Source organism: Myxococcus dinghuensis (assembly GCF_024198235.1).
In the GTDB taxonomy this organism is placed as follows: domain Bacteria; phylum Myxococcota; class Myxococcia; order Myxococcales; family Myxococcaceae; genus Myxococcus; species Myxococcus dinghuensis.
This window is the reverse complement of the sequence record NZ_JAKCFB010000001.1, coordinates 509375-534585: the sequence shown is the minus strand read 5'-3', so window position 1 is coordinate 534585 and position 25211 is coordinate 509375. Positions and strand designations below refer to the sequence as shown.

General features: G+C 69.6%; 31 protein-coding genes. 3 read left to right on the top strand and 28 right to left on the bottom strand.

The features are described 5' to 3' along the window. Window position 1 precedes the first annotated feature (1 nt). The 28 genes from LZ198_RS01950 to LZ198_RS01815 all read right to left on the bottom strand — a co-directional run bounded on the left by LZ198_RS01950 (window position 2) and on the right by LZ198_RS01815 (window position 22839). The gene (locus tag LZ198_RS01950) at window positions 2–538 is read right to left on the bottom strand and encodes a tetratricopeptide repeat protein (protein ID WP_253970115.1); all 537 of its coding nucleotides are present in this window, start codon (window positions 536–538) and stop codon (window positions 2–4) included. A 51-nt stretch (window positions 539–589) separates the two neighbouring features. Further along, window positions 590–1717: a DUF1521 domain-containing protein gene (locus tag LZ198_RS01945; protein WP_253970114.1), complete on the bottom strand. Its 1128-nt coding sequence runs from the start codon at window positions 1715–1717 to the stop codon at window positions 590–592. 140 nt (window positions 1718–1857) lie between these two features. Continuing rightward, the gene (gene sctV, locus LZ198_RS01940) at window positions 1858–3981 is read right to left on the bottom strand and encodes a type III secretion system export apparatus subunit SctV (RefSeq protein ID WP_253970113.1); all 2124 of its coding nucleotides are present in this window, start codon (window positions 3979–3981) and stop codon (window positions 1858–1860) included. A gap of 113 nt (window positions 3982–4094) precedes the next feature. After that, complete coding sequence (locus LZ198_RS01935; protein WP_253970112.1) at window positions 4095–4568, bottom strand: tetratricopeptide repeat protein; 474 nt, start codon at window positions 4566–4568, stop codon at window positions 4095–4097. 90 nt (window positions 4569–4658) lie between these two features. Then, a complete protein-coding gene (locus LZ198_RS01930) occupies window positions 4659–5105 on the bottom strand; it encodes a hypothetical protein (RefSeq protein WP_253970111.1) in 447 nt (148 codons plus the stop codon). Between the two features lie 182 nt (window positions 5106–5287). After that, window positions 5288–5506 (bottom strand): hypothetical protein, encoded by a 219-nt coding sequence (locus LZ198_RS01925; protein ID WP_253970110.1) that lies wholly within the window; start codon window positions 5504–5506, stop codon window positions 5288–5290. Between the two features lie 159 nt (window positions 5507–5665). Next, entirely contained in the window at window positions 5666–6262 is a 597-nt protein-coding gene (locus LZ198_RS01920; RefSeq protein WP_253970109.1) for a hypothetical protein, read from the bottom strand. 116 nt (window positions 6263–6378) lie between these two features. Continuing rightward, window positions 6379–6846 (bottom strand): SycD/LcrH family type III secretion system chaperone, encoded by a 468-nt coding sequence (locus LZ198_RS01915; RefSeq protein ID WP_253970108.1) that lies wholly within the window; start codon window positions 6844–6846, stop codon window positions 6379–6381. A 4-nt stretch (window positions 6847–6850) separates the two neighbouring features. After that, window positions 6851–7330, bottom strand: coding sequence for a hypothetical protein (locus LZ198_RS01910; RefSeq protein WP_253970107.1), 480 nt, complete (start codon window positions 7328–7330; stop codon window positions 6851–6853). 46 nt (window positions 7331–7376) lie between these two features. Then, complete coding sequence (locus LZ198_RS01905) at window positions 7377–7661, bottom strand: EscU/YscU/HrcU family type III secretion system export apparatus switch protein (RefSeq protein WP_253970106.1); 285 nt, start codon at window positions 7659–7661, stop codon at window positions 7377–7379. Window positions 7662–7707: 46 nt separating this feature from the next. Further along, window positions 7708–8790, bottom strand: a complete 1083-nt coding sequence (sctU, locus tag LZ198_RS01900; protein WP_253970105.1) for a type III secretion system export apparatus subunit SctU — start codon at window positions 8788–8790, stop codon at window positions 7708–7710. A 24-nt stretch (window positions 8791–8814) separates the two neighbouring features. Beyond that, window positions 8815–9633 (bottom strand): flagellar biosynthetic protein FliR, encoded by an 819-nt coding sequence (locus LZ198_RS01895; RefSeq protein WP_253970104.1) that lies wholly within the window; start codon window positions 9631–9633, stop codon window positions 8815–8817. Continuing rightward, window positions 9630–9893 (bottom strand): flagellar biosynthesis protein FliQ, encoded by a 264-nt coding sequence (gene fliQ / locus LZ198_RS01890; protein WP_253970103.1) that lies wholly within the window; start codon window positions 9891–9893, stop codon window positions 9630–9632. The genes LZ198_RS01895 and fliQ overlap by 4 nt, the downstream gene beginning before the upstream one ends. A gap of 14 nt (window positions 9894–9907) precedes the next feature. Beyond that, a complete protein-coding gene (gene sctR / locus LZ198_RS01885; RefSeq protein WP_253970102.1) occupies window positions 9908–10735 on the bottom strand; it encodes a type III secretion system export apparatus subunit SctR in 828 nt (275 codons plus the stop codon). A gap of 13 nt (window positions 10736–10748) precedes the next feature. Then, window positions 10749–11546, bottom strand: coding sequence for a FliO/MopB family protein (locus LZ198_RS01880; RefSeq protein WP_253970101.1), 798 nt, complete (start codon window positions 11544–11546; stop codon window positions 10749–10751). Window positions 11547–11645: 99 nt separating this feature from the next. Next, on the bottom strand, window positions 11646–13052 hold the full coding sequence (gene sctQ, locus LZ198_RS01875; protein ID WP_253970100.1) for a type III secretion system cytoplasmic ring protein SctQ: 1407 nt from the start codon (window positions 13050–13052) through the stop codon (window positions 11646–11648). Next, window positions 13049–13939 (bottom strand): flagellar hook-length control protein FliK, encoded by an 891-nt coding sequence (locus tag LZ198_RS01870; RefSeq protein ID WP_253970099.1) that lies wholly within the window; start codon window positions 13937–13939, stop codon window positions 13049–13051. The genes sctQ and LZ198_RS01870 overlap by 4 nt, the downstream gene beginning before the upstream one ends. A gap of 33 nt (window positions 13940–13972) precedes the next feature. Further along, window positions 13973–14461 carry a type III secretion system stalk subunit SctO gene (gene sctO / locus LZ198_RS01865; RefSeq protein WP_253970098.1) on the bottom strand — a complete coding sequence of 163 codons (489 nt, stop codon included), beginning with the start codon at window positions 14459–14461 and terminating at the stop codon, window positions 13973–13975. A 53-nt stretch (window positions 14462–14514) separates the two neighbouring features. Beyond that, window positions 14515–15828 carry a type III secretion system ATPase SctN gene (gene sctN / locus LZ198_RS01860; protein WP_253970097.1) on the bottom strand — a complete coding sequence of 438 codons (1314 nt, stop codon included), beginning with the start codon at window positions 15826–15828 and terminating at the stop codon, window positions 14515–14517. Between the two features lie 18 nt (window positions 15829–15846). After that, window positions 15847–16521 (bottom strand): FliH/SctL family protein, encoded by a 675-nt coding sequence (locus LZ198_RS01855; RefSeq protein ID WP_253970096.1) that lies wholly within the window; start codon window positions 16519–16521, stop codon window positions 15847–15849. A 24-nt stretch (window positions 16522–16545) separates the two neighbouring features. Next, complete coding sequence (locus LZ198_RS01850; protein ID WP_253970095.1) at window positions 16546–18627, bottom strand: hypothetical protein; 2082 nt, start codon at window positions 18625–18627, stop codon at window positions 16546–16548. Between the two features lie 73 nt (window positions 18628–18700). After that, on the bottom strand, window positions 18701–19525 hold the full coding sequence (locus tag LZ198_RS01845; RefSeq protein ID WP_253970094.1) for a type III secretion protein: 825 nt from the start codon (window positions 19523–19525) through the stop codon (window positions 18701–18703). 104 nt (window positions 19526–19629) lie between these two features. Beyond that, on the bottom strand, window positions 19630–20181 hold the full coding sequence (locus tag LZ198_RS01840) for an ATP-dependent helicase HrpB (RefSeq protein WP_253970093.1): 552 nt from the start codon (window positions 20179–20181) through the stop codon (window positions 19630–19632). Next, window positions 20063–20899, bottom strand: coding sequence for a sigma-70 family RNA polymerase sigma factor (locus LZ198_RS01835; protein WP_253970092.1), 837 nt, complete (start codon window positions 20897–20899; stop codon window positions 20063–20065). The genes LZ198_RS01840 and LZ198_RS01835 overlap by 119 nt, the downstream gene beginning before the upstream one ends. A 7-nt stretch (window positions 20900–20906) precedes the next feature. Then, window positions 20907–21302 carry a hypothetical protein gene (locus tag LZ198_RS01830; RefSeq protein WP_253970091.1) on the bottom strand — a complete coding sequence of 132 codons (396 nt, stop codon included), beginning with the start codon at window positions 21300–21302 and terminating at the stop codon, window positions 20907–20909. A 22-nt stretch (window positions 21303–21324) separates the two neighbouring features. Then, entirely contained in the window at window positions 21325–21759 is a 435-nt protein-coding gene (locus LZ198_RS01825) for a tetratricopeptide repeat protein (RefSeq protein ID WP_253970090.1), read from the bottom strand. A 91-nt stretch (window positions 21760–21850) separates the two neighbouring features. Then, on the bottom strand, window positions 21851–22420 hold the full coding sequence (locus tag LZ198_RS01820; RefSeq protein ID WP_253970089.1) for a hypothetical protein: 570 nt from the start codon (window positions 22418–22420) through the stop codon (window positions 21851–21853). 143 nt (window positions 22421–22563) lie between these two features. Then, on the bottom strand, window positions 22564–22839 hold the full coding sequence (locus tag LZ198_RS01815; protein WP_253970088.1) for a hypothetical protein: 276 nt from the start codon (window positions 22837–22839) through the stop codon (window positions 22564–22566). Between the two features lie 276 nt (window positions 22840–23115). Between LZ198_RS01815 and LZ198_RS01810 the strand changes: the two genes are divergently transcribed. The 3 genes from LZ198_RS01810 to LZ198_RS01800 all read left to right on the top strand — a co-directional run bounded on the left by LZ198_RS01810 (window position 23116) and on the right by LZ198_RS01800 (window position 25211). Then, window positions 23116–23712: a hypothetical protein gene (locus tag LZ198_RS01810; RefSeq protein WP_253970087.1), complete on the top strand. Its 597-nt coding sequence runs from the start codon at window positions 23116–23118 to the stop codon at window positions 23710–23712. A gap of 252 nt (window positions 23713–23964) precedes the next feature. Beyond that, a complete protein-coding gene (locus tag LZ198_RS01805; protein ID WP_253970086.1) occupies window positions 23965–24465 on the top strand; it encodes a GbsR/MarR family transcriptional regulator in 501 nt (166 codons plus the stop codon). Then, window positions 24462–25211, top strand: a complete 750-nt coding sequence (locus tag LZ198_RS01800) for an ABC transporter ATP-binding protein (protein ID WP_253970085.1) — start codon at window positions 24462–24464, stop codon at window positions 25209–25211. Before LZ198_RS01805 ends, LZ198_RS01800 begins: the two co-directional genes overlap by 4 nt.

Genomic DNA, 25211 nt, shown 5'->3' with positions numbered 1-25211 from the left:
ACTACTTCCGGGACGTGGAGCCTGGGCGGGCGGCCTTGATCTGATCCGCCTGCTTCTTCAGGCCCAGCAGGGTGCTGCGCGCGCGCTGGGTGGAGCGCTTCTCGAGGCCCGGGTCGCACTCGATGGCGCGGCTCAGGTCCCTCAGGCCCTCCGGGATGTTGCCCCGGCGCAGGTGCACCTCGCCCCGGCCCACGAGCGCGTCGACGTGCGTGCCCAGCAGCTTCAGGGCCCGGTCATACGCGCCGAAGGCGTCATCCAGGCGCTCGAGCGTCAGGTACGTGGCGCCCAGTTGCGTGAGGAAGACGGGGTCCTTCGGGGCGGCCGCCACCAGGCCCTCGAAGATGTCGAGGGCCAGGCGCGTGCGGCCCGCCTGCAGCATGCCGTGGCCCGCGGCCGCGTACTCGTAGAGACGCTCCCGGCTCAATCCCAGGAACTGGGAGAGCTGGATGTCACCCCGGATGACCTGCTCGGCCAGGTCCTTGGGCACCTGGACCTCATCGGGGACCTGCGGCTCCGCACGCTCGGGCTTGCTGCTCACGGCCACCTCGGGAGGGACCCGTCGCCGGGTCCCCCGTCCTGCGGGTCAAGGTCAGAAGAAGACGTTCCGGGTCTTGACCATATCATTCAGCGACTGGATCTCATCCACCGCGCGGAAGAGCTTGGAGATGTTCTTGAAGCGCGTCTCCAGCTGCTTGCGAGCCTCCGCCTTGTCCGCCTTGACCTCGTCCTTCACGCCCTTGAGCGTGTCGAACACGCGGCCCAGGGCCTCGGAGATCTTCGACAGCAGCGCGTCGCGGGTGGAGGCGACCTCCTGCTTGGTCGGCTTCTTCGTCGCGGGCTTGGTGGAGGTGGAGCTCGTCGACTGGGCCGGCTCCTCCTTGGTGCGCTCCGCCACCTTGCCCAGCGTCGGGTACAGCTCGCCGCGGACCAGGTCCTTGCCCGTCTTGAACTTGTCGCCGCCACCCTCGTCGCCGGTGACTTCCTTGCCCAGGTGCGACCAGTCGTCGGACTCCTGGCCCATCACCAGCAGGTTGGCGTCGGTGTTCTGGAAGTCGTCCCAGCGGAAGCCGACCTTGGCCTCGTAGCCATCCTTGGTCAGCTCACCGACCTTGCCCTTGCCCTTGTCGATGTCGGTGACCTTGATGTGGTCGTCGCCGTTGGTGATGCTCAGCTCACCCGTGACGGTCATCCCGTTGCCCCAGGGCTTGGTCGTCACGTGGATTTCCGTGCCGTCCGGCAGGGCGAACGTGGTGTTGCGCTTGAAGTCGAACTTGCCGCCGTCGCTCTCGTCGACGTGCGGGTCGCCCCAGACGCGGGTGCTCTTGCCGTCCGGACCGGAGATCTTCCACTCGAACTGGCCCAGCTGCTCGATCTTGTACCCGCCCGGCGTGGTGATGGTGCCGTTGGAGTCGACCTTGAGCTTGTCCGCGGTGCGCAGCGGGTCACCGGCGATGACCGGCTCCGGCTTCTCCGTGGGGAAGCAGCCACCCGAACCCGCCGCGAAGCCCGTCTCACCCGCGCGCGACTCGGAGGTGAACGAGTTCTCGCCGAGCTGCTTCAGGGACTTCACCGCAGACTCGATGTCCGCGAGCGCGCGGTCCACCGTCTTCTCGATGAGGCCCAGGTTCTTGGTCAGCTCCGCCTCGCTCAGGCCGACCTTCAGGTTGCTGGCGGTCGTGGTGCGCGGCGTGGATCCGGCTTGGGTGATTCCCGTCATGACTACCTCCCGAAAGTTCGCGGAACCAGGCGCCCGAAAGCCCACAATCCCGCTGTCTTTCGATTGTCGGGCGCCCGCAGCGAAAGTTGCGCTGGAGGACGACGATTCCGATCAGACGGGACCTGGGTCAGGCCGCACCGCTACCGGGTGGAGATGCGCGCCACGGGCTGGATGTTCAGCTCGGGCGACAGCTCCTGATAGCTGAGCACGGAGAACGAGGGGTTGAACTCGTACTCGAGCAGCTTGCGCACGTAGCGCCGGATGTCCATGGCGGTGAGGATGACGGGGCGCTGGGCGCTGGGCGGCAGGTGGCCACACTCGGAGCGGACGGCCTGGACGATCTCCTGGGCCAGCTCCGGCTCGAGCGCCAGGTGGGCGCCGGCGGAGGTGCGCTTGATGGAGCCGCGGATGGCCTCCTCGATGTTCGGGTCCAGCAGGTAGACCACCAGGGTGCCGCTGCCGCGCGCGTACTTGTGGGAGATGTAGCGGCGCTGCGAGGCGCGGACGTGCTCGGTGAGCATGACGTTGTCCGCCTCCACCTGGCCGTACTCCGCCAGGGCCTGGAGGATGCCGCGCAGGTCGCGGATGGAGATCTCCTCCTCCACGAGGCGCTGGAGGATGTCCGTCAGCTTCAGCACGTTGACGACCTTGGGGATGACCTCCTTGACGATGGCGGGGAAGGCCTTCTCCAACTGCTCGAGCATCGTCTGCGTCTCCTGGACGCCGATGAACTCGCGCGCGTTGCGCCGCAGCACCGCGGCCACGTGCAGGATGATGTAGCCGGGCACGTCCCACGTCGTCAGGCCCGCGGCCTCCAGCGTGTCGCGGTGCTGCTCGGGGACCCAGGCGGCGGGCTGACGGGTGGCCGGGTTGATGGCCTCGAAGCCCTGGATGTTCATCAACCGCAGGCGCTCCACCGTGTCGTTGACCAGCACGTGGCCCAGGGTGGCCTGGCCGGTGACGACGGGCACCTCGTTGATCTGGATCTGGTACGCCCCCGGCGGCAGCGACGCGTTGCCGCGCGCGCGGACGCCCGGGAAGCGCACGCCCAGCTCGACGAAGAGGCCGTCGCGCATGAACGGGATGAGCTCGAAGAGGAACTTCCCGTTGTCCTGGCGCGAGTCCACATAGGGCACCAGCGCGTCGGAGACCTCCAGGACGATGGGCGTCACGACGGGGATGAAGAGCTCGGAGTCCGGGTTCATCGGCTCCTTGGGCGCCGGCTCCGACGACATGGGCGTGCCCAGGTCCGTCTCCATGGCCGGGCCCGCCTCCTCCACCATCTCCGACTCCTTCTGCTTCTTGAGCATCGACCACGCGCCGAAGCCCGCGCCCGCGCCCAGCAGGAAGAAGGGAATCTTGGGCAGACCCGGCACCAGGCCCAGCACGATGAGCATGCCCGCCGCGATGGCGATGGCCTTCGGGTAGGCGGTGAGCTGGCTGCCCATGTCCTTGCCCAGGTGGGCCCCCTCCTCCTCGCCGCCCACGCGCGTCACGATGATGCCGGCGCAGGTGGACACGAGGATGGCGGGAATCATGCCGACCAGGCCGTCACCGATGGTGAGCAGCGTGTACTTCTGCGCCGCGTCCGCCGCGGACATGCCCTTCTGCGTCACGCCGATGACGAGACCACCGACGATGTTGACGACGGTGATGATGATGCTGGCGATGGCGTCGCCCTTCACGAACTTCATGGCGCCGTCCATGGCGCCGAACAACTGGCTCTCACGCTCCAGGTCGCGGCGCTTCTTCTTGCCCTGGTCCTGGTCGATGGAGCCCGCGCGCAGGTCCGCGTCGATGGACATCTGCTTGCCCGGCATCGCGTCCAGGGTGAAGCGCGCGGCCACTTCCGCGACACGCTCCGAACCCTTGGAGATGACGATGAAGTTCACGATGACCAGGATGATGAAGAGGATGGCGCCGACGACGAAGTTGCCCTGCACCACGAAGTTGCCGAACGCGACCACCACCTCGCCCGGATCGCCCGTCAGGAGGATGAGGCGCGTGGTGGAGATGGTCAGCGACAACCGGAACATCGTGGTGATGAGCAGCAGTGTCGGGAACACCGACAGGTGCAGCGCCGCCGGCACGTAGAGGGACACCAGCAGCAGCACCACCGAGATGCTGATGTTCAGCGTCAGCAGCACGTCCAGCAGCAGCGTGGGCAGCGGGACGATCATCATCCCGACGATGCACACCACGACCACGGCCAGGACGATGTCGGAGTACTTCGAGAGGAAGCTGTTCGGATTGGAGGCGGACATCAGCGGGGAGCCATCCTAGTCCGCCCCCGGCCCCCAGCCCAAGGGGGGCCTCGCGGGGCCCGACCGGACCGGGTTCGGGAATCAGGAGGAGAAGAAACCGCCGGGACGAGGGACTAGCGCCGCTCGGAGCCCGGCTCGGAGACGCCCTGCGCCTCCTCCACGCTCTCCAGCGCGGCGGCGGCCAGCATGCGCGCCCGGGCGCTGAGCGGATCCTTGCCCTCGGGGTCCAGGGAGACGGCGTGGTTGAAGTCCCGCGCGGCCTCCATCACCTTGCCCTGGCGCAGGTGGACCTCTCCCCGGTTGACGAACGGCGTCAGGTCCGTGGGGTCCAGTTCGATGGCCCGGTCGAAGAAGGCCTCCGCCTGGTCCAGGTCCTCCAGCGCCAGGTGGCAGGCGCCGAGCGCCGTCTGGAAGTAGGCCTCCGAACCATCCGAGGCCGCGAGCTGCTCGAAGACGGCCAGGGACTCCTGGAAGCGGCCGTCCTGGAAGAGGTTGAATCCCTCGGTGGCCCGCTCCAGCAACTCCGGACCGGACAGCGGCTTTCCTTCAGTGTTGGAGACCGGCGCCTTGGCTTGGGTCGTCGTCATCTGGACTCATCCCCGGGGCGAGTTCGGAGGCGGCCGGGAGTCTAGCCCGCCTCCGCCGGCCCCACCAGTCAGGTACATCCTTTGTCGCGCTCAGCGATCCCAGCCGTCCTTGGCGGCCTCGAGCCGGGCCAGCATCTGCTTGATCGCGTTGTCGATGGCCATCTTCCCCACCACGGTGTTGGAGAGATGGGACTTGAAGCGCTCCGTGACGTGCTTCTCGATGTCGGCCAGGGAGGCGTTGGGGTTCGACTTCAGGAAGCTCGAGATGTCCGCATCCAGCTTCTCCGACATCTTCGTCACGGAGCTCTGGCCGAAGAAGCCGAGGAACTCCATGTTCTCCAGCAGCTTGTCGGTGCCCGCGGCGTCCGCGAAGGCCTTGCGGTCCGCGGCGGTCAGCTCGGCGGCGGGCTTCTTCTTGATGTCGTCGAGGATCGCCCGCTGCTCCTGGCGAGCGGGGCTCAGCGGCTGGGTCGCGGGCGCGGCGGCGCGCGGGGCGGCGGCTGCGGGGCGAGGACCATTCGTGACAGGCGGGGCCATGTGACGCACTCTCCGAAGGGGTGGGTTCCCCGGGATTCTCGCACGCACCGGGCAGAAAGTTTCGACTCGCGGACGGAGCGCGCGCCCCCGGTGGGACGCCGAAAATGAACCAGCCTCGCAACAGCTCCAGGAGCTGGTGCGAGGCCGGGGATGAAGCATGAGGCTGAGAGCTAAGAGACTGCTCAGCGGCCCATGTTCTGGATGACGGAGTCGGCCTGCTTGCCGAAGGAGGCGATCGCCTTGCTGATCAGCTGGGTGATCTGCTCCTCCTGCTGCATCTTCTGCTGCGCGCGGAGGAAGTCCTGCTGCTCCGGCGGGGCCTTCGCGATCATGTCGTTCATCGCGGAAGAACCCTGCATGATGCTGCTGACCGCGGAGTTGAAGTTGGCAGAGATGCTCATGACGTTCTCCTGTGATTTGGTTCGGTTGATGCTGCGGGGCGGAGTGCAGCGCCGGCTACAAACAGATTATCGGGGCGAGGGCTCGGGAGTTTCCTGCGACTTTTCCGGGATCATTTCCGGCATTTTCGCCGGCCCGGGCCCGGTGGGGAAAACGGGGAATCAGCCCTTCAACTTGCCCAGGCTGGGGTTCTTCATCCAGGCCTTGAAGGACTCGAGCTGCTGGGCCTCCTTCGGGGGAGACGCCGGGGGCGGCGGGCTGGCCTCCGGGTCGAGCGACAGCCCGCGCCGGTTGGAGGAGCCCTCGAAGCCGTCCTTGGTGGCGACCCCCGTCGCGGGGCGGGGAGCGGCCGGTGCGGGCGCGGGAGCGCCGCCAGCGGCCTCGGCCGGAGGCGTGAAGGCCAGCTTCGCCGCCATCTCCGGGTTCATCTCCTTCACCGCGTTCTGGATGGTGACACCGTAGGTGTTCAGGCGGTCCTGGAGGTAGGACACCGCCAGCCCCAGCACGGCGGGAACCGGGAGGATGGGGTCCTTCATGAAGCGGTTGAGGGCGCCGGTCACGTCACCGTACAGCTTCTCGTCGAAGGGGGCCGACGGGGAGGTGGAGGAGACCAGCATCTTCATCGTGCGGACGACCTGGAGGAACGTGCCCTGGGCCGTCTTGGTCTGGGCCTCCAGCTCCGCCAGCAGCTTCTCGCGCTTCTCCACCAGCTCCGAAGGCTCCGGCGGCAGCGGGAGCTTCTTCACACTCGTGCTCATGAAACCTCTCCACCTCTCCACATCGAGGGTTGGGGTGAACGAAGCGAGCCTAGCAGACTGTTCCAGGCTCACCTACCCGGCGCCATCCCCCGGCCGGGTATAGAAATGTGCTGAAATCAACGGCGTCCGAGCGCGGTCAGCATGGCCCCGGCCTTCCGGACGACGGGGTCCTCCGGGGGCGTCATGGCGGCGGCGCGGCGGAGGTCCTCCATGGCCTGCTGCTTCTGGTTCAGGGCCAGCTTGACCTCCGCCCGGCCCACGTAGACGGACGGGTCCTGGGGGGCGAGCTTGGCGGCGACGTCGAAGGCGGCGAGCGCGCCCTGCCCGTTCCCGGCGGCCATCTCCACCACGCCCAGCGCCTTGGCGAAGTACGCGTCCGTGGGGTTCACGGCGTACAGCCCCTGGAAGAGCGTGCGGGCCTCGTTGATCCGCCCCTGGTAGAAGAAGAAGTACGCCGTCTTGGCGATGGCGTAGAGCTCGTCGTTCGAGTAGCCGCGCACCTCGCGAAGGGTGGCCTTGCCGTCCGCCCAGCGCTGGAGGAGTGCCGCCAGCTTCGCCTCGTCCTGCGAATCCTCCGACGGCATGGTGCTAGTAGCCCTCGTCCTTCTGTTCGGCCCACATGCGCCGGATGATCTCCTTGGTCTCCTCGTTCACCTGATCCACCAGGGTGAGCATGGAGGACTCGCGCTGGAGCAGCGCCTTGAGGCGCTCCAGGCGCTCGGGGGGCGCGTTCACCCGCGCCAGGCCCCGCTCGAGCATGCGGCGCTCGTCGTCACCGCCGCGGCCGGCCACGCTGGCCAGGTGGGGCCGGTCGCTGAAGCCCTCCAGGTCCGCGTCGTGCCCGCCCGGGTGCGGCGGCAGGGGCAGGCGCAGCTCCTCCGAGGAGTGGGCCGGGCCGATGAAGTCCAGCAGCGCCGAGGACGCCAGCGCGGGGTTCTTGGGGTTGCCCGTCTTGCGCAGCTTCTTGCGGTCGACCTGGGACGGGTCGACGAGCCGCTCACGGACGCTGCGGGGTCCTCCCCAAGGCCACAGCGGCGCCTTGGGGGGCTGATTGTTGATTCTGGCCATCGTGGGTCCCAAGCTCACCCCAGGAAGGGGGGAGCCGTAAAGCCCCCTACCGCTTTCCGGACGCGGCCGCCTGTTCGCGCTGCAGCTCGTAGATGAAGTTGAGGACCTCGGCGACGGCGTCGTACAGCTCCTCCGGCACCTCCTGCCCCACCTCCACCCGGTACAGCGCGTTGGCCAGGGGCACGTTGCGCATGATGGGGATGTTGTGCTCCTTGGCGATGGCGCGGATCTTCTCCGCCTTGAGCCGCAGGCCCTTGGCCACCACGCGCGGGGCGCTGTCCTTCTCCTTGTCGTACTTCAGCGCGATGGCGATCTCGGTATCGTCACTCATGGGGCGCTCCAGGGCGTCGTGGTGATGATAGCCGCACCCGCGTCCCTCATGCGCGGACCTGGGGCCCGGGCGCGCCGTGCTTCAGTCCGTAGACGAAGTTGAGGACCTCCGCGACGGCGTCGTACAGCTCCTCGGGCACCTCGTGCCCCACCTCCACGCGCAGCAGCGCGTGCGCCAGCGGCACGTTGCGCAGCGTGGGCACGTCCTGCTCGCGGGCGATCCCCTTGATGCGCTCGGCCTTGTGGTCGATTCCCTTGGCCAACACCCGGGGCGCGCCGTCCTTCTCCCGGTCGTACTTGAGCGCCACCGCGACGTGGTCCGGGTTGGTGACGATGACGTCCGCCTCGCGCACGGCCTCCATCTGCGCGCCCTCCATGATCTCCTGGTGGAACTCCTTGCGCTTGGCCTTGTGGTGCGGGTCGCCCTCGCTCTCCTTGTATTCCTTCTTCACGTCGTCCTTCGACATCATCATGTCCTTCATGTAGGACTTGCGCTGCCACCAGACGTCGAAGATGCCGAAGAGGACGAAGAGCAGCGCGACGCGCGTGGCCACCCGCGTCACCAGCTCCCCCATGATGACCATGATGGTGCGCGTGTCCTGGCGGACGGTCTCCAGGACCAGGGGCATGGCGTCGCGGGCCACGCCGTAGACGACGTAGGCGGTGACGGAGATCTTGATGAGGTTCTTCAGGAGCTCCACCAGCGACTTCTTGCTGAACATGTTCTTCAACCCGCCGAGCGGGTTGAGCTTGTCCAGCTTGGGCATCAGCGGATCCATGGTGAACAGCGAGCCCACCTGGAGGAACTCCAGCAGGCCGCCGACCACCGCGCCGGCCACGAGCACGGGCAGGGAGATGATGAGCAGCGCGCGCACGGCCAGGTAGAGCAGCTGGCCGGTGGCGACGCGCAGGTCGTCGCCTCCGCGCGTCATGTGGTCGAAGGTGAAGGTGAACAGGCTGGAGACCTCCGTCTCCAGCGTCCCCCAGGACGCCTTGAGCGCGGCGAGGCCCACCACGAGCACCGCCACGCCGCTGAGGTCCTTGCTCTTCCAGACCTGGCCCTTCTTGCGCGCGTCGTCGAGCTTCTTCTGCGACGGTTCTTCTGTCTTGTCTCCACCGTCATCCGACATGGGCGCGTGTCCGGGTCAGGCGGCTCAAGCCAGCAGCTTGAGGGCGTCGTTGAGCATGCGCAGCATCGAGGCCATCTCGTCCTGCATGCGGCCCAGCAGCGCGCCGAACACCAGGAAGGTGATGAGCACGGTGACGAGCGGCTTGATGGACATGGAGATGAAGAACACCTGGATTTGAGGCGCCACGCGGTTGATGGCGCCGAGCGCCACGTCGGTGAGGAAGGCGGCCAGCATCGCCGGGGCCGCCAGGGCCATGCTCACCCGCATCATGCCGGCGAAGACCTTGATGATGAGGTCGAAGAAGGACCAGGAGCCCGTGCTGAAGCGGGGGAAGCCGTCCAGCGGCACCAGCACCAGGCTGTCCGCCAGCGCCTGGATGACCAGGTGGTGGCCGTTGAGGGTGAGGAAGAGCACCACCGCCAACTGCACCTTGAGGTTGGTGAACAGCGAGACCTGTTGCCCCAGCGCGGGCACGTACAACTGCGCGTTGTTGCTGCCGGCCATGGTGTCCACCAGCGTGCCCGCCACGCGGGCCGCCTCGAACACGGTGTTGACCACGAAGGCCATCACGAAGCCGATGAAGACCTCCTTCGCCATCAACGCGATGTACGGCAGCGCGCTCAGGGGGATGGTGGTGATGACGCTCGAGATGGACGGGTACAGCACGATGGACAGGGTCAGCCCCACGCCCATCTTCAGCTCGGTGGGGACCACCTCGCCGCCCAGGAACGGGCTGAAGATGAGCACGGGCATCACCCTGCACATCAGCAGGGCCACCGTGAAGATGGCGGCGGAGAGGTTCGCCCGAGCGGCCAGCTCGGACACGATGTCCGCGACGTTCATTTGATGAGCGCGGGGAACCGGTCGAAGACGTGGAAGGTGAAGCGCATCAACTGGCTGCCGATCCAAGGTCCCGTCATGGCGAGCACGCCGAAGACGATGATGACCTTGGGCGCGAAGGTGAGCGTCTGCTCCTGGATCTGCGTGGTGGCCTGGAACAGGGAGATCATGAAGCCCACCAGGAGGCTCATGAGCACCGGGGGGGCGGACACCACGAGCACCAGGAACAGCGCCTCCTGGGTGATGAACGTGAGCTGGTTCATGGGGTGTCTTCCTCCTACAGGTAGCCGACCACGAGGCCCTTGGCGATGAGGTACCAGCCGTCCACGAGCACGAACAGCAGCAGCTTGAAGGGCATGGAGATGGTGGTGGGCGACAGCATGTGCATGCCCAGCGCCAGCAGGATGTTGGCCACCACCATGTCGATGACGATGAAGGGCACGAAGAGCAGGAAGCCGATCTGGAAGGCCTCCTTGAGCTCCGACACCACGAAGGCGGGGATGATGACCATGAAGTCGTCGTCGTTCACCGCGTCGCGGTCCTCGCCCTGCCGCATCTTCTTGGCGAGGTTGTAGAAGAGCGAGCGGTCCTTCACGGTGACCTTCTTCATCAGCCACGCGCGCAGGGGCTCCTTGGACTTGTTGGCGGCCCCCAGCAGCGAGCCCACCGTCTCCGAGGAGAACACCCCGGGGCCCTTGGCCCAGACGTCCACGCCCGCCTCGCGGTACATGGCCGTGCCCACGGGCGCCATGATGTAGACGGTGAGGATGACCGCCAGCCCGGTGATGACCTGGGTGGGCGGAATCTGCTGCGTGCCCAGCGCCGAGCGGACGATGGAGAGCACGACGGAGATCTTCACGAAGCTCGTCACCATCATCAGCGCGAAGGGCACCAGGCCCATGGCCGCCAGCGCGAGGATGAGGATGAGCGGGCGCGACGTGAAGGAGTCGCTGTTCACCGCCTCGTTCGCGACGGACTCCGGGATGGCCGAGCCGCCGCGCTTCTTTTCCGCGAGCGCGATGAGGGGATGGAGCGACACCGCGGCCGCGAACAGCCAGGGCGACACGCGTGGGAGGAAGGTTCGGGCGGGGGTCGGGGCGTTCACGGGAAGGGTGTCATCAGGCGCCAGGGGGCTGGGACGACGAGCCACCGGAGCGACGGGAAAGGAGCTTCTGGAGGAAGGGGCTCAGGGGAACCACGGGAGGTGGGGAGGCCTGCGCGCGGATGCGCTCCACCGCCTCCGTGTCCAGCTTCGACAGGAGCTGGAGGCCGGACTCGCCGCCGCCCACCAGCAGGTATTCGTCCGCGGCCTTCACCACGAAGAGCGAGCGCTTGGGGTCCAACGTCAACCGCTCCACCACGGAGACCACGGTCTGCCGCCCCGGCGTGGCGCCCTGCAGCCCCATCAACCGGCGCAGCCCCACGTTCAGCGTCAGGTAGATGGACGCGACGACCGCGCCGAGCACGAACAGCGTGCGCACCAGCATCCACCCCATGCTCTCCGGCTCTTCCGACGCGGCCTCCGAGGACAGGTCGTCGCTCCACGGCGGGGGCTCCGTGGCGGACTTCGCGGCCTCACCGGGCCGGGGCGCCTCCTCGACGGCGGCCGGGGCCGGCTGGGCGGGCCCTCCCGCGGAGACGGCTGGCGCGGCGCCCGTCGGGACCTCGGACGGCCCGGCGCCGCTGGGGGACGGGGCCGCGCCCGAAGACGGCGCGCTCGTGGCGGGAGCGGGCTTCACCCCACCCTGCTCCGGCCGTCCGGTGCTGGTGGGGTTCGGGGACTCCGCGGCAGGCGCGACCTGCTGGGGCGGAGTGGATGCGGCGGAAGTCGGGGCCTGCGCCACGGCGACGCCGGGCGCGAAGGCCAACACGGCGCCCAGGGACAGGCGGATGAGGGGGTTACGGATGACTGCCATGGCTCGGGGGGCGAGGCTAGTGCATCGGCCGGAGGACCGCCACGGGCCCCCGTCAGGCCGCCCGCGCTCTCCCGCCCGCCCCTCGCCGCGAAGGAGGCCTCAGCTCGCCAGGGTCGTGACGCGCACGCCCAGCTGCCCCTCCAGCTCCACCAGCTCGCCGCGGGCGACCACCTTGCCGTTGACCGACAGCTCCACCGGCTCACCGGGGCCACGGCCCAGGGCGATGACCTCTCCGGCGCGCAGGCCCACCACCTCCTCGGCGGTGATGGGGATGCGGGCCAGCTCCACGGCGATCTGCAGCGGAACGTCGCCCAAAAGGTCGCTTCCGTCCGGCTTGTTCACGTCGTCCAAGGCCGCCCCTTCGGCATCCGGAGGCACATCCAGCTCCGGGTTGGTGAATTCCTCGTCCTCGTCCCCGCCCTCCTCCGTCGCCGAGCGGGGGTTCCCCGGCTCCCCGGGGATGATCTCGATGATGCGCGCCTGGTACTGCCCGTCCTCGAGGTACAGCTCGGCCTCGGCCCGGCCCGCGCGTCCCGGCCCCAGCAGCAGCCGCGCGGTGCCGTTCTCGCCCCGGTCCGGCCGCGCCGACAGGGCGTCCACCAGCACCACGTCCTTGACGCGCAGGCTCGCCAGGTCGAGCGCGGTCAGCTCCGCCGTGCCGATCTCCGCCCGGAGCCACCCGCGCACCGCCGACAGGCGCCGGGCGTTGGTCGCCAGGTCCCCCTTGACGCGGGCGCGCCGCTGGATGCTGTCCACCGCGGGCTCCGCCGCCTCCAGCACCGCCGCGGGCACCACCAGGCGCACCATGCCGCGATGCGGCCCCAGCGTCGCGTTGAGGTGCACCGTCAGCATGGGGCCGTCATCCCCCAGGCGCGCGGACACCTCGTCGACGCCCCGGGCCACGCCATCCAGCCTCGGCCTGGGGACCCCCGGTTGGAGCGCGGGGACCAGCACCCGCAGCGCCTCGAGGATGACGTAGCCCATCACGCCCTCCTCGATGTCCGTCAGCGGCCTCAGGCCCACCGTCTCCCCGGCGCCGCCCAGCAGCAGGTCCACCGCGGAGTGGGCGAGCGTCAGCTCCACCTCCATCACCGCCCGGCCCGGCAGCGCGCCCGGCGCCAGCACGGCGAGGAAGGTCGGGTCCCCGAGGAAGCGGCGCAGCTCCGCCATGGGCCGCACCTGCACGGACTCCACCGACAGGCTCACCTCTCCGTCGAAGAGGCCCTTGAGGCGCGTGGACATCGCCGCCAGCGTCCCCTCCGTCGGCGTCAGCCAGCGCAGGCGCTCCGCCAACAGGCCCTGCGCGCGGGAGACCTTCTCCAGGTTCTTGAACGTGAACGGGCGCCAGGCGCGCTGCGACTCGGCGCGCGACGGCTCGACGCGCTCGGAGCGCGGCGCCGGCTCCGCCCGCTCGGCCTTCTCCGGCCGGGCCTGCAGCTTGCGCAGGTCCACGAGCATCGTCCGCTCGTGGACGCCAGGACCTTCGTCCTCCGGCCCCACGCTCATGTCTTGGCCTCGAAGCGGATGTTCTCCAGCTTCAGGCCGCGGCCACCCAGGGCGGTGCGCAGCCCCTCGCTGTGCTCCTCGAGCAGCTTGAGCGTGTCGCGGTTGGTGCCGGAGAAGGTGGCGGAGATCTTCCCGTTGCGGGCGCTGACCTTGATGGACAGGCCGTTGAGGACGTCGCCGCGCAGGTCGATCTGGAACTCGGCCATGCCCGCGGCGTTGGTGCCCACGCGCACCCGCTCGACGATCTTCTGGGCGATCTCGCTCGCCATGGCCCGCAGCCGCTCGGAGCCCGCCGTGTCCTTGGGCTTGGCCACCGGCACCGGCGCCATCAGCGCGGGGTTGAACCGGAAGCCGGGGGCCATCTCCGCGCCGCCCTCCTTCTTGTCCTTGCCGCCCCCGCCACCACCGCCCTTGCCCCCGCCCGCGTCGGCGTCCGCGCGGATGGCGGCGCCCCGCTCCGAGTTGACCTGGCCCAGGGAGGACTCGGCGCTGCTCATGTCCGAATCGCGGCCCTCGGCGGTGCGGCGGTCGTCCTTGGCGTCCGCCGAGCGGGCCTGGGCGCGGTTCTCCGTGGCGCCCGTGTCCGCCCTGCGCTGCGTCTGGGCCATGCCCTGCTGGGTGTTCTGCTGGGGCTGCTGGAGCCGCTCGCCGAACGTCTTGCCGTCCTGCGTCGCCTTGGCCAGCACCTGGCGGGCCAGCCCGCCGCCCGGCGTCTGGGGCGTGGGGGTGGGCGTCGTCGCCTGGGGCTGGGCCTGCGGCTGCATCAGCTTCTGGAAGGCTGAGGCCCCCTCCTGTCGCTTCTTCGCCTGGCCCTCGGCGAGCTTCTTCTCCTGCATGAGGCGCTCGGCCAGGCGCGCTGCATCACGGTCGTCGTCGACTCGGCTCATGACATCTTTCCCGAGGGAAGGGGTGGCGGCAGGTTACTTGCGCTGACGCGCCAGGAACAAGGCATTGCCAATCTCTTCCTGGTTCAGCTCCTCCCGCTGCTGGCGCTCGGCGCGGACCTGCTTCTGCCAGGTCTCCTTGTGCTTCTCGATGGCCTTGAGCTCCTTGGCGGCCTCCGCCATCTCCCGGCGGCGCTGCTCCACCAGCCGCTCGGCCACCTTCACCGCCTCCCGCTGGCGGTCCACCTCCAGGGCCACCTGCGCCTCCTCGTCCTTCAGGCGATCCTCGAAGCGGCTCATCATGTTGAGGCCGTTGATGCCGGCCCCCTTGGCCATGATCTCCTTGAAGTAGGCGGCGACCTTCTCCTTGCGCTCGCGCTTGCGGCGCTCCAGGTCGTCGATCAGCCGCTGGAGCTCCGCCTTCTCCTTCTCCAGCGCCTTGATGGCGTCCGAAAAGGCGCGCTCGGCCTCCTCCTTGGCCCTCGAGCGCATCTCCAGCAACGTTTCCAACCGGTACGCGGGCATGGTCCCCCCATCCTACCCCGGAATCCCCGGGACGCACCCCCGTCCCGGGCGGACTACTCCTCGAACAGGGCGATGAGCTTCTCCACCGTCTCGTCGAAGCCCGAGTTCGAGTGGGTGTCCTGCTTGAGGAAGTCGATGATGGCGTCGTACTTGTCGATGGCGTAGTCGGTGCGGGGATCCGTGCCGTACTGGTAGGCGCCCAGCAGGATGAGGTCGCGCTGCTTCTCGTACGTGGAGAGCGTCTCGCGCAGCTTGCCCGCGGCCTTCTTGTGCTCCTTGGAGACGATGCCGCTCATCACGCGGCTGAGGCTGGCGAGCACGTCCATGGCCGGCCACTGGTTGCGCTCGCCCAGGGCGCGGTTGAGGATGAAGTGGCCGTCGAGGATACCGCGGACCTCGTCCGCGATGGGCTCCTCCATGTCGCCGCCGGCCACGAGGCACGTGTAGATGGCGGTGCACTTGCCCTTCTGCGAGTTGCCCGTGCGCTCCAGGATGCGGGGCAGCATGGAGAACACGCTGGGCGGGTAGCCCTGGCGGGCCGGGGGCTCGCCGATGGCCAGGCCGATTTCACGCTGGGCGCGGGCCAGACGCGTCACCGTGTCGAGCATGAACAGCACGTTGCCGCCCCGCTCGCGGAAGTACTCGGCGATGGCGGTGGCCACGTAGGCGGCGCGCAGGCGCACGAGGCTGGGCTGGTCGGACGTGGCGCACACCAGCACGGAGCGCTTCATGCCCTCCTCGCCCATGGCGTCCTCGATGAACTCGCGCACCTCGCGACCACGCTCGCCGATGAGGGCCACCACGCACAGGTCCGCCTGGGTGTTCCGGGCGATCTGCCCCATCAACGTGGATTTGCCCACGCCGGAACCGGCGAAGAGGCCCACGCGCTGGCCCTCCCCCACCGTCAGGAGCCCGTCGATGCAGCGCACCCCCAGGGGCAGCGGCCGCTCGATGCGCTGGCGCGTGAACGGGTCCGGGCAGTCGCGGTCCACGGACCAGTCGACGAGGCCCTCGTCCGGGAGCGCGCTGCCGTCCATGGGCTCGCCGATGCCGTTGAGCACGCGCCCCAGGAGCGCCTCGCCGCACTTGATGCTCAGGGGCTTGCCGGTGGGGATGACCTCGCTGTCCGGGCCGATGCCGTACAGCTCGCCCAGGGGCATGAGCATCACCTCGTCGCCCTGGAAACCCACCACCTCCGCCTTCACCGCGCCCCGGGCGCGGCTCTTGATGAGGACGAGCTCGCCCACGCGCACGTTGGGCACGCTCGCCTTGATGATGAGGCCGGTCAGCTCCGTGACGCGGCCGCGCACGCGCACCGTCTGCGCGTCCTTGATGAGGTCGAAGTAGTGGGAGAGGTCGATGGCCATGGGCGTGACTCCCCGGCGCTAGGCCGGCCCTTCCTTGCGGCCGTTGACGTCCGGCAACAGGACGTTCTGGAGCATCTCGAGCTGGGTGGGCAGCTGGGCGTCCACGGTGCCGAACTCCGTCTGGACGATGCAGCCCACGGGCGCCACGTCCGCGTCCTCCTTGATGGCCAGGTCCACCGCCCGGCCGATGAGCTCCATCAGCACGGGCTTGCGCGCCCGCAGCACCGCCGCCGTCTTCGGGTGGACGCGGAGGATCATGGACCGGGCGCTGCGCAGGTTGTCGATGGCCGCCGCGCACAGCTCCACCATCAGGTCCGGGTCCTTCTCCAGGCTGCGGCCGACGATCTTCTCCGCGATGCGCAGCCCCAGGGCGATGACGTCCTGCTCGTAGTTGCCGAGGATCTCCCCCGCCTGCATCTTCGCGCGGAGGATGACCTCCGTCGCCTGGGCGAGGCCCTCCTCGCGGCCCTGCTCGCGGGCCTTGGCGAGCAGCTCCTCCTTCTCGCGCAGGGCCTCCGCGAGGATGCGCTCCTTCTCGCGCTGCGCATCCTCGAGGATGGACTGGGCGCCCTGCCGGGCCTCGAAGACCTCGGCGTTCATCACGCCCGCGCGAGGGGGGCGCAACACCGGGCGGTCCGCCACCAGGGACGGCTCCGCCGTCCCGTCACCTTTGATCACCTTGCCGATCGCCATGGGCCGCTCCTTGCGGGCCGGATGCTAGCGCGTTCCGCCCTTGGGTCCACGCCCCCCGACGCCGGGTGGCACCGGCCTGTCCGACTCGGACGGGGCGCGAGGCCGACGCTGCACGGACGTCCCCTCTCCGCCCGAGGGCGCTGCGGGCGTGGAGGACGTGGCGGCCCGCCCGGCCAGCACCCGGGGAGGCCGGGCCTCCTGCTGCGGCGGCCGCGCGTCCCGGGCCGGGTCGAGCCGCACCGCGCTGATGCTCACGGACGAGCGCGAGCGGAAGACGCGCGAGCCCTCGGGCTCGTCCTGCGCCAGGGATGGCTCCGGACGCGCGCGCGCCTGCTGGACGCGGGAGGACTCACCCGCGCCCACCCGGGAGCGCTCGCGCACGGCGGACGCCTCGGGCGCCGGGTCTCCCGCGGAGCGGGCGCCCCGGTTGCCCAGTCGCGACGGCGGAGGCCCGATGCGGGCCCCGTCCGGGGCTGGACGCGCCGGGCGGCTGGGACGGGGCTCGCCGCTCCCCGGCTCGCGGTTGGACGGCGCCCCCGTGGAGGTGGGCTCGCGGCGGGGAGGGACGCGGTGCACGGCCGAGCCGTCCGCGGCGCCCTCTCGCGCGGGCCGGGCCACCTGGGACTCCTCCCGCTCGCGGTTGGACACCGCCCCCGCGCGGCGGGCGGCGCGTTCGGCCATGAAGTCGCGGCGGCCCCCCGGCTCGGCGTCCGGTGGACGACGGCTCGTCAGGCCTCCTCGGGGCGGCGCGTTCACCGCAGACGCCTCGCGCCCCCCTTCCGCCTCGCGCGACGACGACCCACGCACCGCGGAGCCCTCTCGAGCAGGTGGGCTCTGCCGCACCGCGGAGCCGTCCCGCGCCTGGGGTGGGCGCACCGTGGAGCCCTCCCGCGCGGACGGGACCTGCCGCACCGCGGAGCCGTCCCGCGCCTGGGGTGGGCGCACCGTGGAGCCCTCGCGCGCGGACGGGACCTGCCTCACCGCGGAGCCGTCCCGCGCCGGGGCCTGCCGCACCGCGGAGCCCTCCGCGGGCACGGGGGCCTGGCGGATGGCGGAGCCGTCGCGCGCGGGGGCGGGGGCGGCTTCGCGGGCAGCGGCCTTGCGCGCGCCGGGCGGAGGCGGGAGCACGGCGGACTGGCGCGGGGGCGGAGCCGTGGCCAGCCGCACCGGCCGGGAGATGAGCCCCCGGCTCGCCAGGCGCTCCAGGTCCATGACGATGTCGGTGCGCCCGCCGTCGCCGCGCGCGGTGGGACGGATGCGCTCCTCCCGCACCCACTTCGCCACGAGGCTCCCGAACTCGCCTCGGTACTTCTCCAGCATGCGCGCGGCGAACTCCGGCGACTGCGCCACGCAGGCGCGCGCCAGCCGCTGCACGCCCGCGCTGCGGATGGCGCCGGCGGGGTTGCGCAGGCCGTCATGCAGCTCCAGTTGCGCGCGCGCGTCCTCCTCCGGCAGCTTCCGGGGCGCGTTGGCCGCCACGGCCTTGGTGGCCAGGAGCTTCAGGTCCGGCGGCAGTTGTTCGACCAGGCCGTCCCGCTCGCCGTCCTGCAGGCCCGCCAGCGCCGGCCCGAGCACGCGCGCGCCCAGTCGATCACACATGGTGAGCAGCTCGCGCTGCTGCAACTGGAGCACGTCGGCGAACTTGAAGCCGGCGGACTGGGACGCGCCCGATTCACGCGCCAGCGCCTCCTCCAGCTTCCACCGCACGATGTCCAGCACCTGGGGGCGGACCTCGCGCCCCAGCTTGATGCGCGTCGGCGGCAGGTGGGCCCGCACGGCCTCCGCCAGGGAGGCCGGCAACGCGCGCAGGACGATCTCCACCAGCGCGCCCCGCTCACGTTGCAGCAGCGCGGCCAGCCGCTCCGGCTCCGCGCTCCAGAGCTGGCCGCGGCGCTCCTTCACCAGCCGCTTGATCTCCTGCACGAGCGCGGGGATGCGCTTCTCGCGGGGAATCTGCAGGAGCTCCTGCGCGCGGTGGCGCAAGAGGTCCCCCTCCTCCGACGGGAGGTGCTCCATGACGCCCACGCTCTCCTGACCGCCGAAGGTCACGGCCGTCAGGAGCAGCATGCTCTGGCGCTTGTTGAGCGAGGTGAAGAACGAGTCCAAACGTCACCTCGCGGGCCCCACGGACGCCCGCTGGGAGGAAGAAGGACGCCCCACCGGGAGGGGCGCGAAGGCCTCAGGACTCGGGCGGACGGACGCGGGGACGGGAGCCTCCACGCGCGGCCGGGGCGCCACCCGCCGCGCCACCGCCACGCGTGAACGACCAGAACGTCAGGCCCATCATGGCCAGCACCAGCACCGACACGCCGCCCAGCATCATCCGGAACTGGCTGGCGCTGGCGGCCGTCATGCGCAGCCCCAGCACGTCCTGCTGACGGTTCTCGTCGGTCCTCTCCGCCTTGGGACCGAGCGCGGCCGTCATCAGCACCGTGACGGCTTCCGTGCGCAGCTCCGGCACCGCGGTGGCCACGAAGGCCTTCACCGCGGGGATGTCGATGGGGGGCTTGCCACCATCACCCGGCCTGAACTTGATGAACACCGACGCGGACGGCATCGGCTTGTTCTCCGGCTGCGTCAGGTCGTTGTTCTCCGGGATCATCACGATGGCGCGAGCCTCCAGCACGCCGTCGATCTGGTTGAGCGCGTTGGAGACCTCGCCCGCCATGGCCTTGAGGAGCATGGCGCGCTCCTCCGTGGCGGTGGGGACCATGCTGCCCTTGGCGAAGTGCGACAGCCCCTTCTCCATGGGCCTGGGGAGCGAGTTGAGCTTGAGCAGCTCGGCCGCCTCGGTGGCGTCCGTCTTGGGCACGGTGATCATGAACCGCACCTCGTTGCCGCCCTCCTCCTTCTCCTTCTTCGCGTTGATGCCGTTCTTGCTGAGCAGGACGTAGATTTCGTTGGCGTCCGCTTCGCTCAGGTCGTGCTGGAGCTCGATGTGACAACCCGTCACGAGCACGAGTGCGAGGAGCGGGGCGGCGAACGCTTGCGGTCGGCGAATCATGGGCGTGGGGAGCTTACTAGGCCACCGGAAAACGCGGAAGGGCGCCCCCTCCAACCAGGAGGAGCCGCCCTTCGTCAAGCGCCACCGGGGACGGTGGACTGCAATCAGACCTGCGTCTTGACGACGTCCTTCAGGCCGGTGGTGGCCTTCTCCACCACCTTGCTCGTCAGGTCCAACTGCTGGGTGTACTGATACATGGACGCCTGGAGCGACAGCAGCTCGGCGTTGGTGAACTGCTTGCCGCTGGAGGCCTGGGCGATGATCTTCTCCAGGTTGCCGGCGCCCTTCTCCAGGTCGCCGACCACCGCGGACATCATGTCCGTGGCCTTGCTGGACTTGTTCAGCTCCGTCTTCGCGGCCACGGGCTCGGCGGCCTTCGCCGTCACGGGCTGGGAGGCGGCGGCGCTGACCTTGTTCAGGCCCGCCTTCTCCGCCTTGTTGACGGTCTCCACCTGGCGCACGGCGTCCGTGCGCTGCGTGGCCTGGGCCTTGTTCACGCCCTGGGCGGCGTCGACCTGACCTGCGCCCTGCGCCTTGTCAGCGAGAACTCCGTCGAACTTCGACGCGCCCGCCTTGTTCGTCTGCTGGACGCCCTGATCCTGCAGCTTTTGCTGCGCCACCTGCGCCGCGGAGATGCCCGCCATCGGACCCGCCATGTGACAGCCTCCTTGCATCCGTCGAGGTCGGAGGGAGTTCCTCCTCCTCGTTCAAGAGTTCCTTGAGCCGATCGATGGCCCGCGCATGCAGCCGCGACGCCCAGCTCTTCGACTGCCCGATTTCCGCCCCCGCCTCTTCCAGCGTCCTGCCCTGGAAGTAGTACCCCTGGAGCAGCTTGCGCTCCTTCTCCGGGAGCTTCTCGATCGCCGCCCGCACCCGCGTCTTCAGCTGCTCCAGCTCCAGCCGGACATCCACCGGCAGGGACTCGTCGGTATACCCCGCGCTGTCCGCCCCCTCCAGGCTCGAGGCGAACACCATCGCCAGACCCTGGACCGCATCCGAGATGTCACTGACATCATCGTCGAATGAGCTGCCGCGGTTGCTTGAGCCCGACTCGCGATCCGACAGATTCCCCAGATACGCCGCCGCCCGCTCCCCCACGAACGCGTTGCGGGCGTCCGAACCCCGCAGGATGCCCATCTTCCGCAAGCCGTCGAAGATGGCGCCCTTGATGCGGTAGTGGGCGAAGGTGAGGAAGTTGGCGCCCACCTTGGGGTCGAAGCGCTCCGCGGCCTCCAGCAGTCCTATCTGGCCGTACGACACCAGCTCGTCCAGCTCGAGCTGGGCGTTGAACTGCTTGCGCACGGTCGCCGCCAGCGACCGCACGTAGGGGCCGTACTTGCTGAGGATGGCCGTCCTGTCTTCACCCAGAGGCAAGTGCCGCTCACTCGGCCTTGGACCACAGCCGCTCGAGAACCTGGTTCAACCGGGGATCTTCCTGCAGGGCATCCGCGATCCGGTGCGTCAGGGCCGCGGACTTCATGCGCAGCTTCTCCTTCAGGACTTCGGCGACGAGCGCCTTGGTCGCCTCCTCCTTGTTCTTGAAGCCTCCGTTCTTCAACTGCCGGGCAATGGCCTTCGCCTGGGCGGCGACGGGGTCCGCGGCCTGCGGGCCCTGGACGTTGCTGGAGCCGACCAGCCCCGACGGCCCGACGAGGGACTCGGCGCGATCGACCCGGGCGCCGAATGCGGCTCCGCCCGTGGGTCCCGCCGGCGCGGCGCCCTTGGCACCACCCGCCCGCCCCTTTCCTCCGCCGCGTCCAACGCCACCGACAGCCATCGGCCTACCCTCCCTCCTGCTCCTACTTCTTCGCGGGAGGCAGCACCCCTGCCTCCTTCGCCTGGATGAGCGCCTGTGCGAGACGTGCCCCATCGCCATCGGGCTCCAACTCCAGGGCGGCCTTGAGCTCCTTGAGAGCCTCCGGGACCTTGCCCAGGAACAATAGTGCCTCGCCCACGTGCGCCCGGGGCAGGGCCGCGTTCGGCGCCAGCCGCTGCGCGGAACGATATGCCTGCAACGCCTTGTCGTGACGCCCCTGCGCGAACTCCACCGCGCCCAGCCCCAGCTGCGGGACCTCGCTCTTGGGCATCAGCGCCGCGGCGCCGGAGAAGATCTCCTTCGCCTTGTCGAACCGTCCCATGTCCAGCCACAGGTAGCCGGCCTCCAGCAACACCATGGCCTGCTGGCGCCCGAGGGGGACCAGGCTGTTCGAAATCTCCGAGACGCTCTCCGACATGGACCTCGCTCTTCCTTTCCCCACCCGGCGGTGGACGGGAGCGGCGCCGCTCCCACCTCCGCCGGGTCCGGGTCCGCCTCGCTACGACAGCTTAGCGGACGTTGCTGATGGAGTTCTTGATGCTGTCCGCACGGGCCTTCATCACGTTGGAGATGGCCGTGAAGGTCTGCGACTCCTGCTGGATGGCCGCCTGCAGGTTGAGCAGCTTGGAGTTCTCCTCGGCCATCTTGTTCAGCGAGAAGTTGCCGTTGACGGTGTCCGTGGTGCTGTTGTTGACCGTCACGTTGCCGCCCACGCCGCCGGCGCTGCCGACGCTCACGCCACCCACCACGCCGGAGAGGCCCGTCGCCGCGCCGCCCACCGAGGCGCCGACGGACGTGCCGCCCACGCCCACCGCGGTGCTCATCACGCCCGCGTACGGCGCGCTGCCCGAGCCCGTCGCGCCGCCCAGGGTGTGCATGGAGGAGACCGCCGCGGAGACGATGCCGCTGGCGGGCGTCATGCCGGCCACCGCGCCCACGCCCGTGCCCAGCGCGCTCGCGGCGCTGCTGATGCCGTTCTGGAGCCGGGCGCCAAAGCCCGTCTGCGGGGTCTGGCGCGCCGTCGTGACGTGGGTCGAGAGCCGGATGTTGGGGCCCATCATGTTGTCGATCTTCGCCATTGCATCCTCCAGGCGCTGCTTTCAGCGGGGAAATTGACAGGGCTCCCGGATGATCCCGGTGCCCACTCCCCCATTATCGACCCACCCTCGCGACAGTTGCCTCCCGGATCGCGAAAAAATCGGGGTGGGCCGGGAAAAACCCGTCATTTCCGACCCTTGGGCCCCTTCGCCTCCGCGATCAGCCGCTCCCGGGTCTCCACCAACACCTCCAGGAGCTCCTCCACGTGGCCGACGGCGGCCTGGACCTTCTTGCCCAGTTCGACCTTGGGGCCCTTGAGGACGGAGAGCCCGTCCTTCACGGGGGAGAAGAGGGCCCGGATGTCCTCCGTCGGCGTCCCCTCGAGCAGGGACTCGATGGCGGGGTACGAGAGCGCCGGCAGCTCCTGTGCGGGCGGGGGCGACTTGGGGGGCGGGGGCATCGCGGAAGACAGCTCCTGTCGGGCCAGCGGCGGCCTGGGCCGCTGGGCGCTTGTATTCCGGACGGTAGGGGAAAGCCCGGCAACCATCAAGCCGCCTGCTCCCCTCCCCCGGGGCGACCGTCCCCCCGGCCCCACCGGCAGGGGAGGGAACGGGCACGTGGCGGCCTGGTGGTGCAAGCCCTGGCCGCTGCCCGGGTCGCACCTAGCTTGTGGGTCAGCGGGGGGAACCACGAACCACGCACACCCCTCCGTCGCACTCACACAGGAGATTCTCCCATGAAGAAGCTGGTTGGGGTTTTCGCGGCGATGGCGATCCTGGGGTCCGGCGCGGCCCTGGCGGATGACAAGACCAAGACCCAGCAGGACACGTCCGCGCAGGGTGGCTCCGGCACGTCCGGGAGCGGGAGCATGCAACACGACAGCTCCTCCATGGGCGGCTCCGGCTCCGGCTCCATGATGGGCTCGTCCTCCATGGGACAGAAGGAGCTGAGCGGCAAGGTCGTCAAGACGGAGACGAGCAAGGTCTTCGTGCAGGACGCGCAGGGCGCGGTGGTGCCGCTCGACATCGACCGGACCACACAGTTCACCGACCCGAACCTCAAGAAGGCCAAGGACCTCAAGGAGGGCCAGGAGATCCGCGCCAGCTTCGAGGTCCGCGAGACCAAGAACATGGCCAAGAGCATCTCGCTCTCCGGCACGGGCGGCGCGGGCACGGACGTGATGTCGCCGGACTCCTCCATCAACCAGGGCACCGGGACCACGGGCAGCCCGGATGACCAGGGCACCGGCGGCTCCGGCATGGACAAGAGCAAGGACTCGTCCACCAACAGCTCTGGCAGCGACAAGAGCACCAACCCGGACAACACGTACTGACGTTCCCCGGGCACCCACGTCCATGACGGACATCCGGCCTCCCCAGGGGGCACCAGGGCCCGCGGCCTCCAGGTCGCGGGCCCTTCCCTTTCGTCCACGCGCCCACCCTCCCGCGGCGCCGCCGTCCGTCACCCTACGTTCACTCCATTCAGCATTGACTGAATGAAATGAACGAACTAAACGACCCCGCGCCCCACCGGGCCCGCCGCGACACGAACGCCGGCGGCCGGGCGGACGACACGGAGGCCGTGAATGAAGGACCTGGGCGTCGCCGAGCAGCGCTTCATCGAGTCGATGGGGCTGTACTTCGAGCGACAGGGCAGCACGCGCATCGGCGGGCGCATCCACGCGCTGTTGATGCTGGCGGACGAGCCGCTGTCGCTTCAGACCATCGCGCGCATGCTCAAGGTGAGCCCCGCCTCGGTGTCCACCAACATCCGCGCCAGCATGGCCATCGGGTTGGTGGAGCCCGCGAGCATCCCCGGCGACCGGCAGCACTACTACGTCGTCAACACGGATGGCTGGGAGAGCCGGCTGCGCACCGCGGAGGAGAGCGTCAAGGCGTTCGTCCGCGTGTGCCAGGAGGCCATGTCCGCCCCGCAGATGGCGAACAAGCGGCACCTTCGCGACGCCGCGGACTTCTGTGACTTCTACCTGGCCGAGATGGCTGGGATCGCCGAACGGTGGCGCGCCACGCGCGGCGCCCGCCCCACACCCCGCACCCCCAAGGCGTCGAAAGGACGTTCCGCATGAATTCCGGAGTCGCGCAGTCCCCCATCGTCTCCATCTCCCAGGTGACCAAGGACTACACCCTGGGCAAGGTGGTGGTCCCGGCGCTGCGAGGGGTGGACCTGCAGGTCCACCCGGGCGAGTTCATCTCCATCGCGGGCCCGTCCGGCAGCGGCAAGACGACGCTGCTCAACCTCATCGGCTGCGTGGACACCGCCACCGCCGGCGTGGTGCGCGTGGCGGGCCAGGACACCAAGCAGCTCAGCGAGCGGCAGTTGACGAACCTGCGGCTGCACACCATCGGCTTCATCTTCCAGAGCTTCAACCTGGTGTCGGTGCTCAGCGTCTTCCAGAACGTGGAGTTCCCGCTGCTGCTGCAGCGCAAGCTGGACAAGGTCCAGCGGCGCGAGCGGGTGATGCAGCTGCTGGAGCAGGTGGGGCTCGCCCACCACGCGAAGCACCGCCCCAACGAGCTGTCCGGTGGCCAGCGCCAGCGCGTGGCCGTGGCGCGCGCGCTCGTCACCCGCCCCCAGTTGGTGCTGGCGGACGAGCCCACGGCCAACCTGGACTCGGTGACGGGCCAGAACATCATCGACCTGATGAAGGAGCTCAACCAGAAGGAGGGCACGACCTTCATCTTCTCCACCCACGACGCGAAGGTGATGAACCACGCCAACGCGGTGGTGCGGCTGGCGGACGGGAAGATCCTCGACCGGCTCACCCCCGCCGAGGCCACGCGCGCCATGGCGGCGGGCGCGGAGGCGCACTGA

Bases quoted from the DNA above. Each gene is read 5' to 3' on its own strand.
- LZ198_RS01945 (WP_253970114.1), bottom strand. From the start codon at position 1,717: ATGACGGGAATCACCCAAGCCGGATCCACGCCGCGCACCACGACCGCC.
- sctV (WP_253970113.1), bottom strand. From the start codon at position 3,981: ATGTCCGCCTCCAATCCGAACAGCTTCCTCTCGAAGTACTCCGACATC.
- LZ198_RS01935 (WP_253970112.1), bottom strand. From the start codon at position 4,568: ATGACGACGACCCAAGCCAAGGCGCCGGTCTCCAACACTGAAGGAAAG.
- LZ198_RS01930 (WP_253970111.1), bottom strand. From the start codon at position 5,105: ATGGCCCCGCCTGTCACGAATGGTCCTCGCCCCGCAGCCGCCGCCCCG.
- LZ198_RS01925 (WP_253970110.1), bottom strand. From the start codon at position 5,506: ATGAGCATCTCTGCCAACTTCAACTCCGCGGTCAGCAGCATCATGCAG.
- LZ198_RS01920 (WP_253970109.1), bottom strand. From the start codon at position 6,262: ATGAGCACGAGTGTGAAGAAGCTCCCGCTGCCGCCGGAGCCTTCGGAG.
- LZ198_RS01915 (WP_253970108.1), bottom strand. From the start codon at position 6,846: ATGCCGTCGGAGGATTCGCAGGACGAGGCGAAGCTGGCGGCACTCCTC.
- LZ198_RS01910 (WP_253970107.1), bottom strand. From the start codon at position 7,330: ATGGCCAGAATCAACAATCAGCCCCCCAAGGCGCCGCTGTGGCCTTGG.
- LZ198_RS01905 (WP_253970106.1), bottom strand. From the start codon at position 7,661: ATGAGTGACGATACCGAGATCGCCATCGCGCTGAAGTACGACAAGGAG.
- sctU (WP_253970105.1), bottom strand. From the start codon at position 8,790: ATGTCGGATGACGGTGGAGACAAGACAGAAGAACCGTCGCAGAAGAAG.
- LZ198_RS01895 (WP_253970104.1), bottom strand. From the start codon at position 9,633: ATGAACGTCGCGGACATCGTGTCCGAGCTGGCCGCTCGGGCGAACCTC.
- fliQ (WP_253970103.1), bottom strand. From the start codon at position 9,893: ATGAACCAGCTCACGTTCATCACCCAGGAGGCGCTGTTCCTGGTGCTC.
- LZ198_RS01880 (WP_253970101.1), bottom strand. From the start codon at position 11,546: ATGGCAGTCATCCGTAACCCCCTCATCCGCCTGTCCCTGGGCGCCGTG.
- sctQ (WP_253970100.1), bottom strand. From the start codon at position 13,052: ATGAGCGTGGGGCCGGAGGACGAAGGTCCTGGCGTCCACGAGCGGACG.
- LZ198_RS01870 (WP_253970099.1), bottom strand. From the start codon at position 13,939: ATGAGCCGAGTCGACGACGACCGTGATGCAGCGCGCCTGGCCGAGCGC.
- sctO (WP_253970098.1), bottom strand. From the start codon at position 14,461: ATGCCCGCGTACCGGTTGGAAACGTTGCTGGAGATGCGCTCGAGGGCC.
- sctN (WP_253970097.1), bottom strand. From the start codon at position 15,828: ATGGCCATCGACCTCTCCCACTACTTCGACCTCATCAAGGACGCGCAG.
- LZ198_RS01855 (WP_253970096.1), bottom strand. From the start codon at position 16,521: ATGGCGATCGGCAAGGTGATCAAAGGTGACGGGACGGCGGAGCCGTCC.
- LZ198_RS01845 (WP_253970094.1), bottom strand. From the start codon at position 19,525: ATGATTCGCCGACCGCAAGCGTTCGCCGCCCCGCTCCTCGCACTCGTG.
- LZ198_RS01840 (WP_253970093.1), bottom strand. From the start codon at position 20,181: ATGGCGGGTCCGATGGCGGGCATCTCCGCGGCGCAGGTGGCGCAGCAA.
- LZ198_RS01830 (WP_253970091.1), bottom strand. From the start codon at position 21,302: ATGGCTGTCGGTGGCGTTGGACGCGGCGGAGGAAAGGGGCGGGCGGGT.
- LZ198_RS01825 (WP_253970090.1), bottom strand. From the start codon at position 21,759: ATGTCGGAGAGCGTCTCGGAGATTTCGAACAGCCTGGTCCCCCTCGGG.
- LZ198_RS01820 (WP_253970089.1), bottom strand. From the start codon at position 22,420: ATGGCGAAGATCGACAACATGATGGGCCCCAACATCCGGCTCTCGACC.
- LZ198_RS01815 (WP_253970088.1), bottom strand. From the start codon at position 22,839: ATGCCCCCGCCCCCCAAGTCGCCCCCGCCCGCACAGGAGCTGCCGGCG.
- LZ198_RS01810 (WP_253970087.1), top strand. From the start codon at position 23,116: ATGAAGAAGCTGGTTGGGGTTTTCGCGGCGATGGCGATCCTGGGGTCC.
- LZ198_RS01805 (WP_253970086.1), top strand. From the start codon at position 23,965: ATGAAGGACCTGGGCGTCGCCGAGCAGCGCTTCATCGAGTCGATGGGG.
- LZ198_RS01800 (WP_253970085.1), top strand. From the start codon at position 24,462: ATGAATTCCGGAGTCGCGCAGTCCCCCATCGTCTCCATCTCCCAGGTG.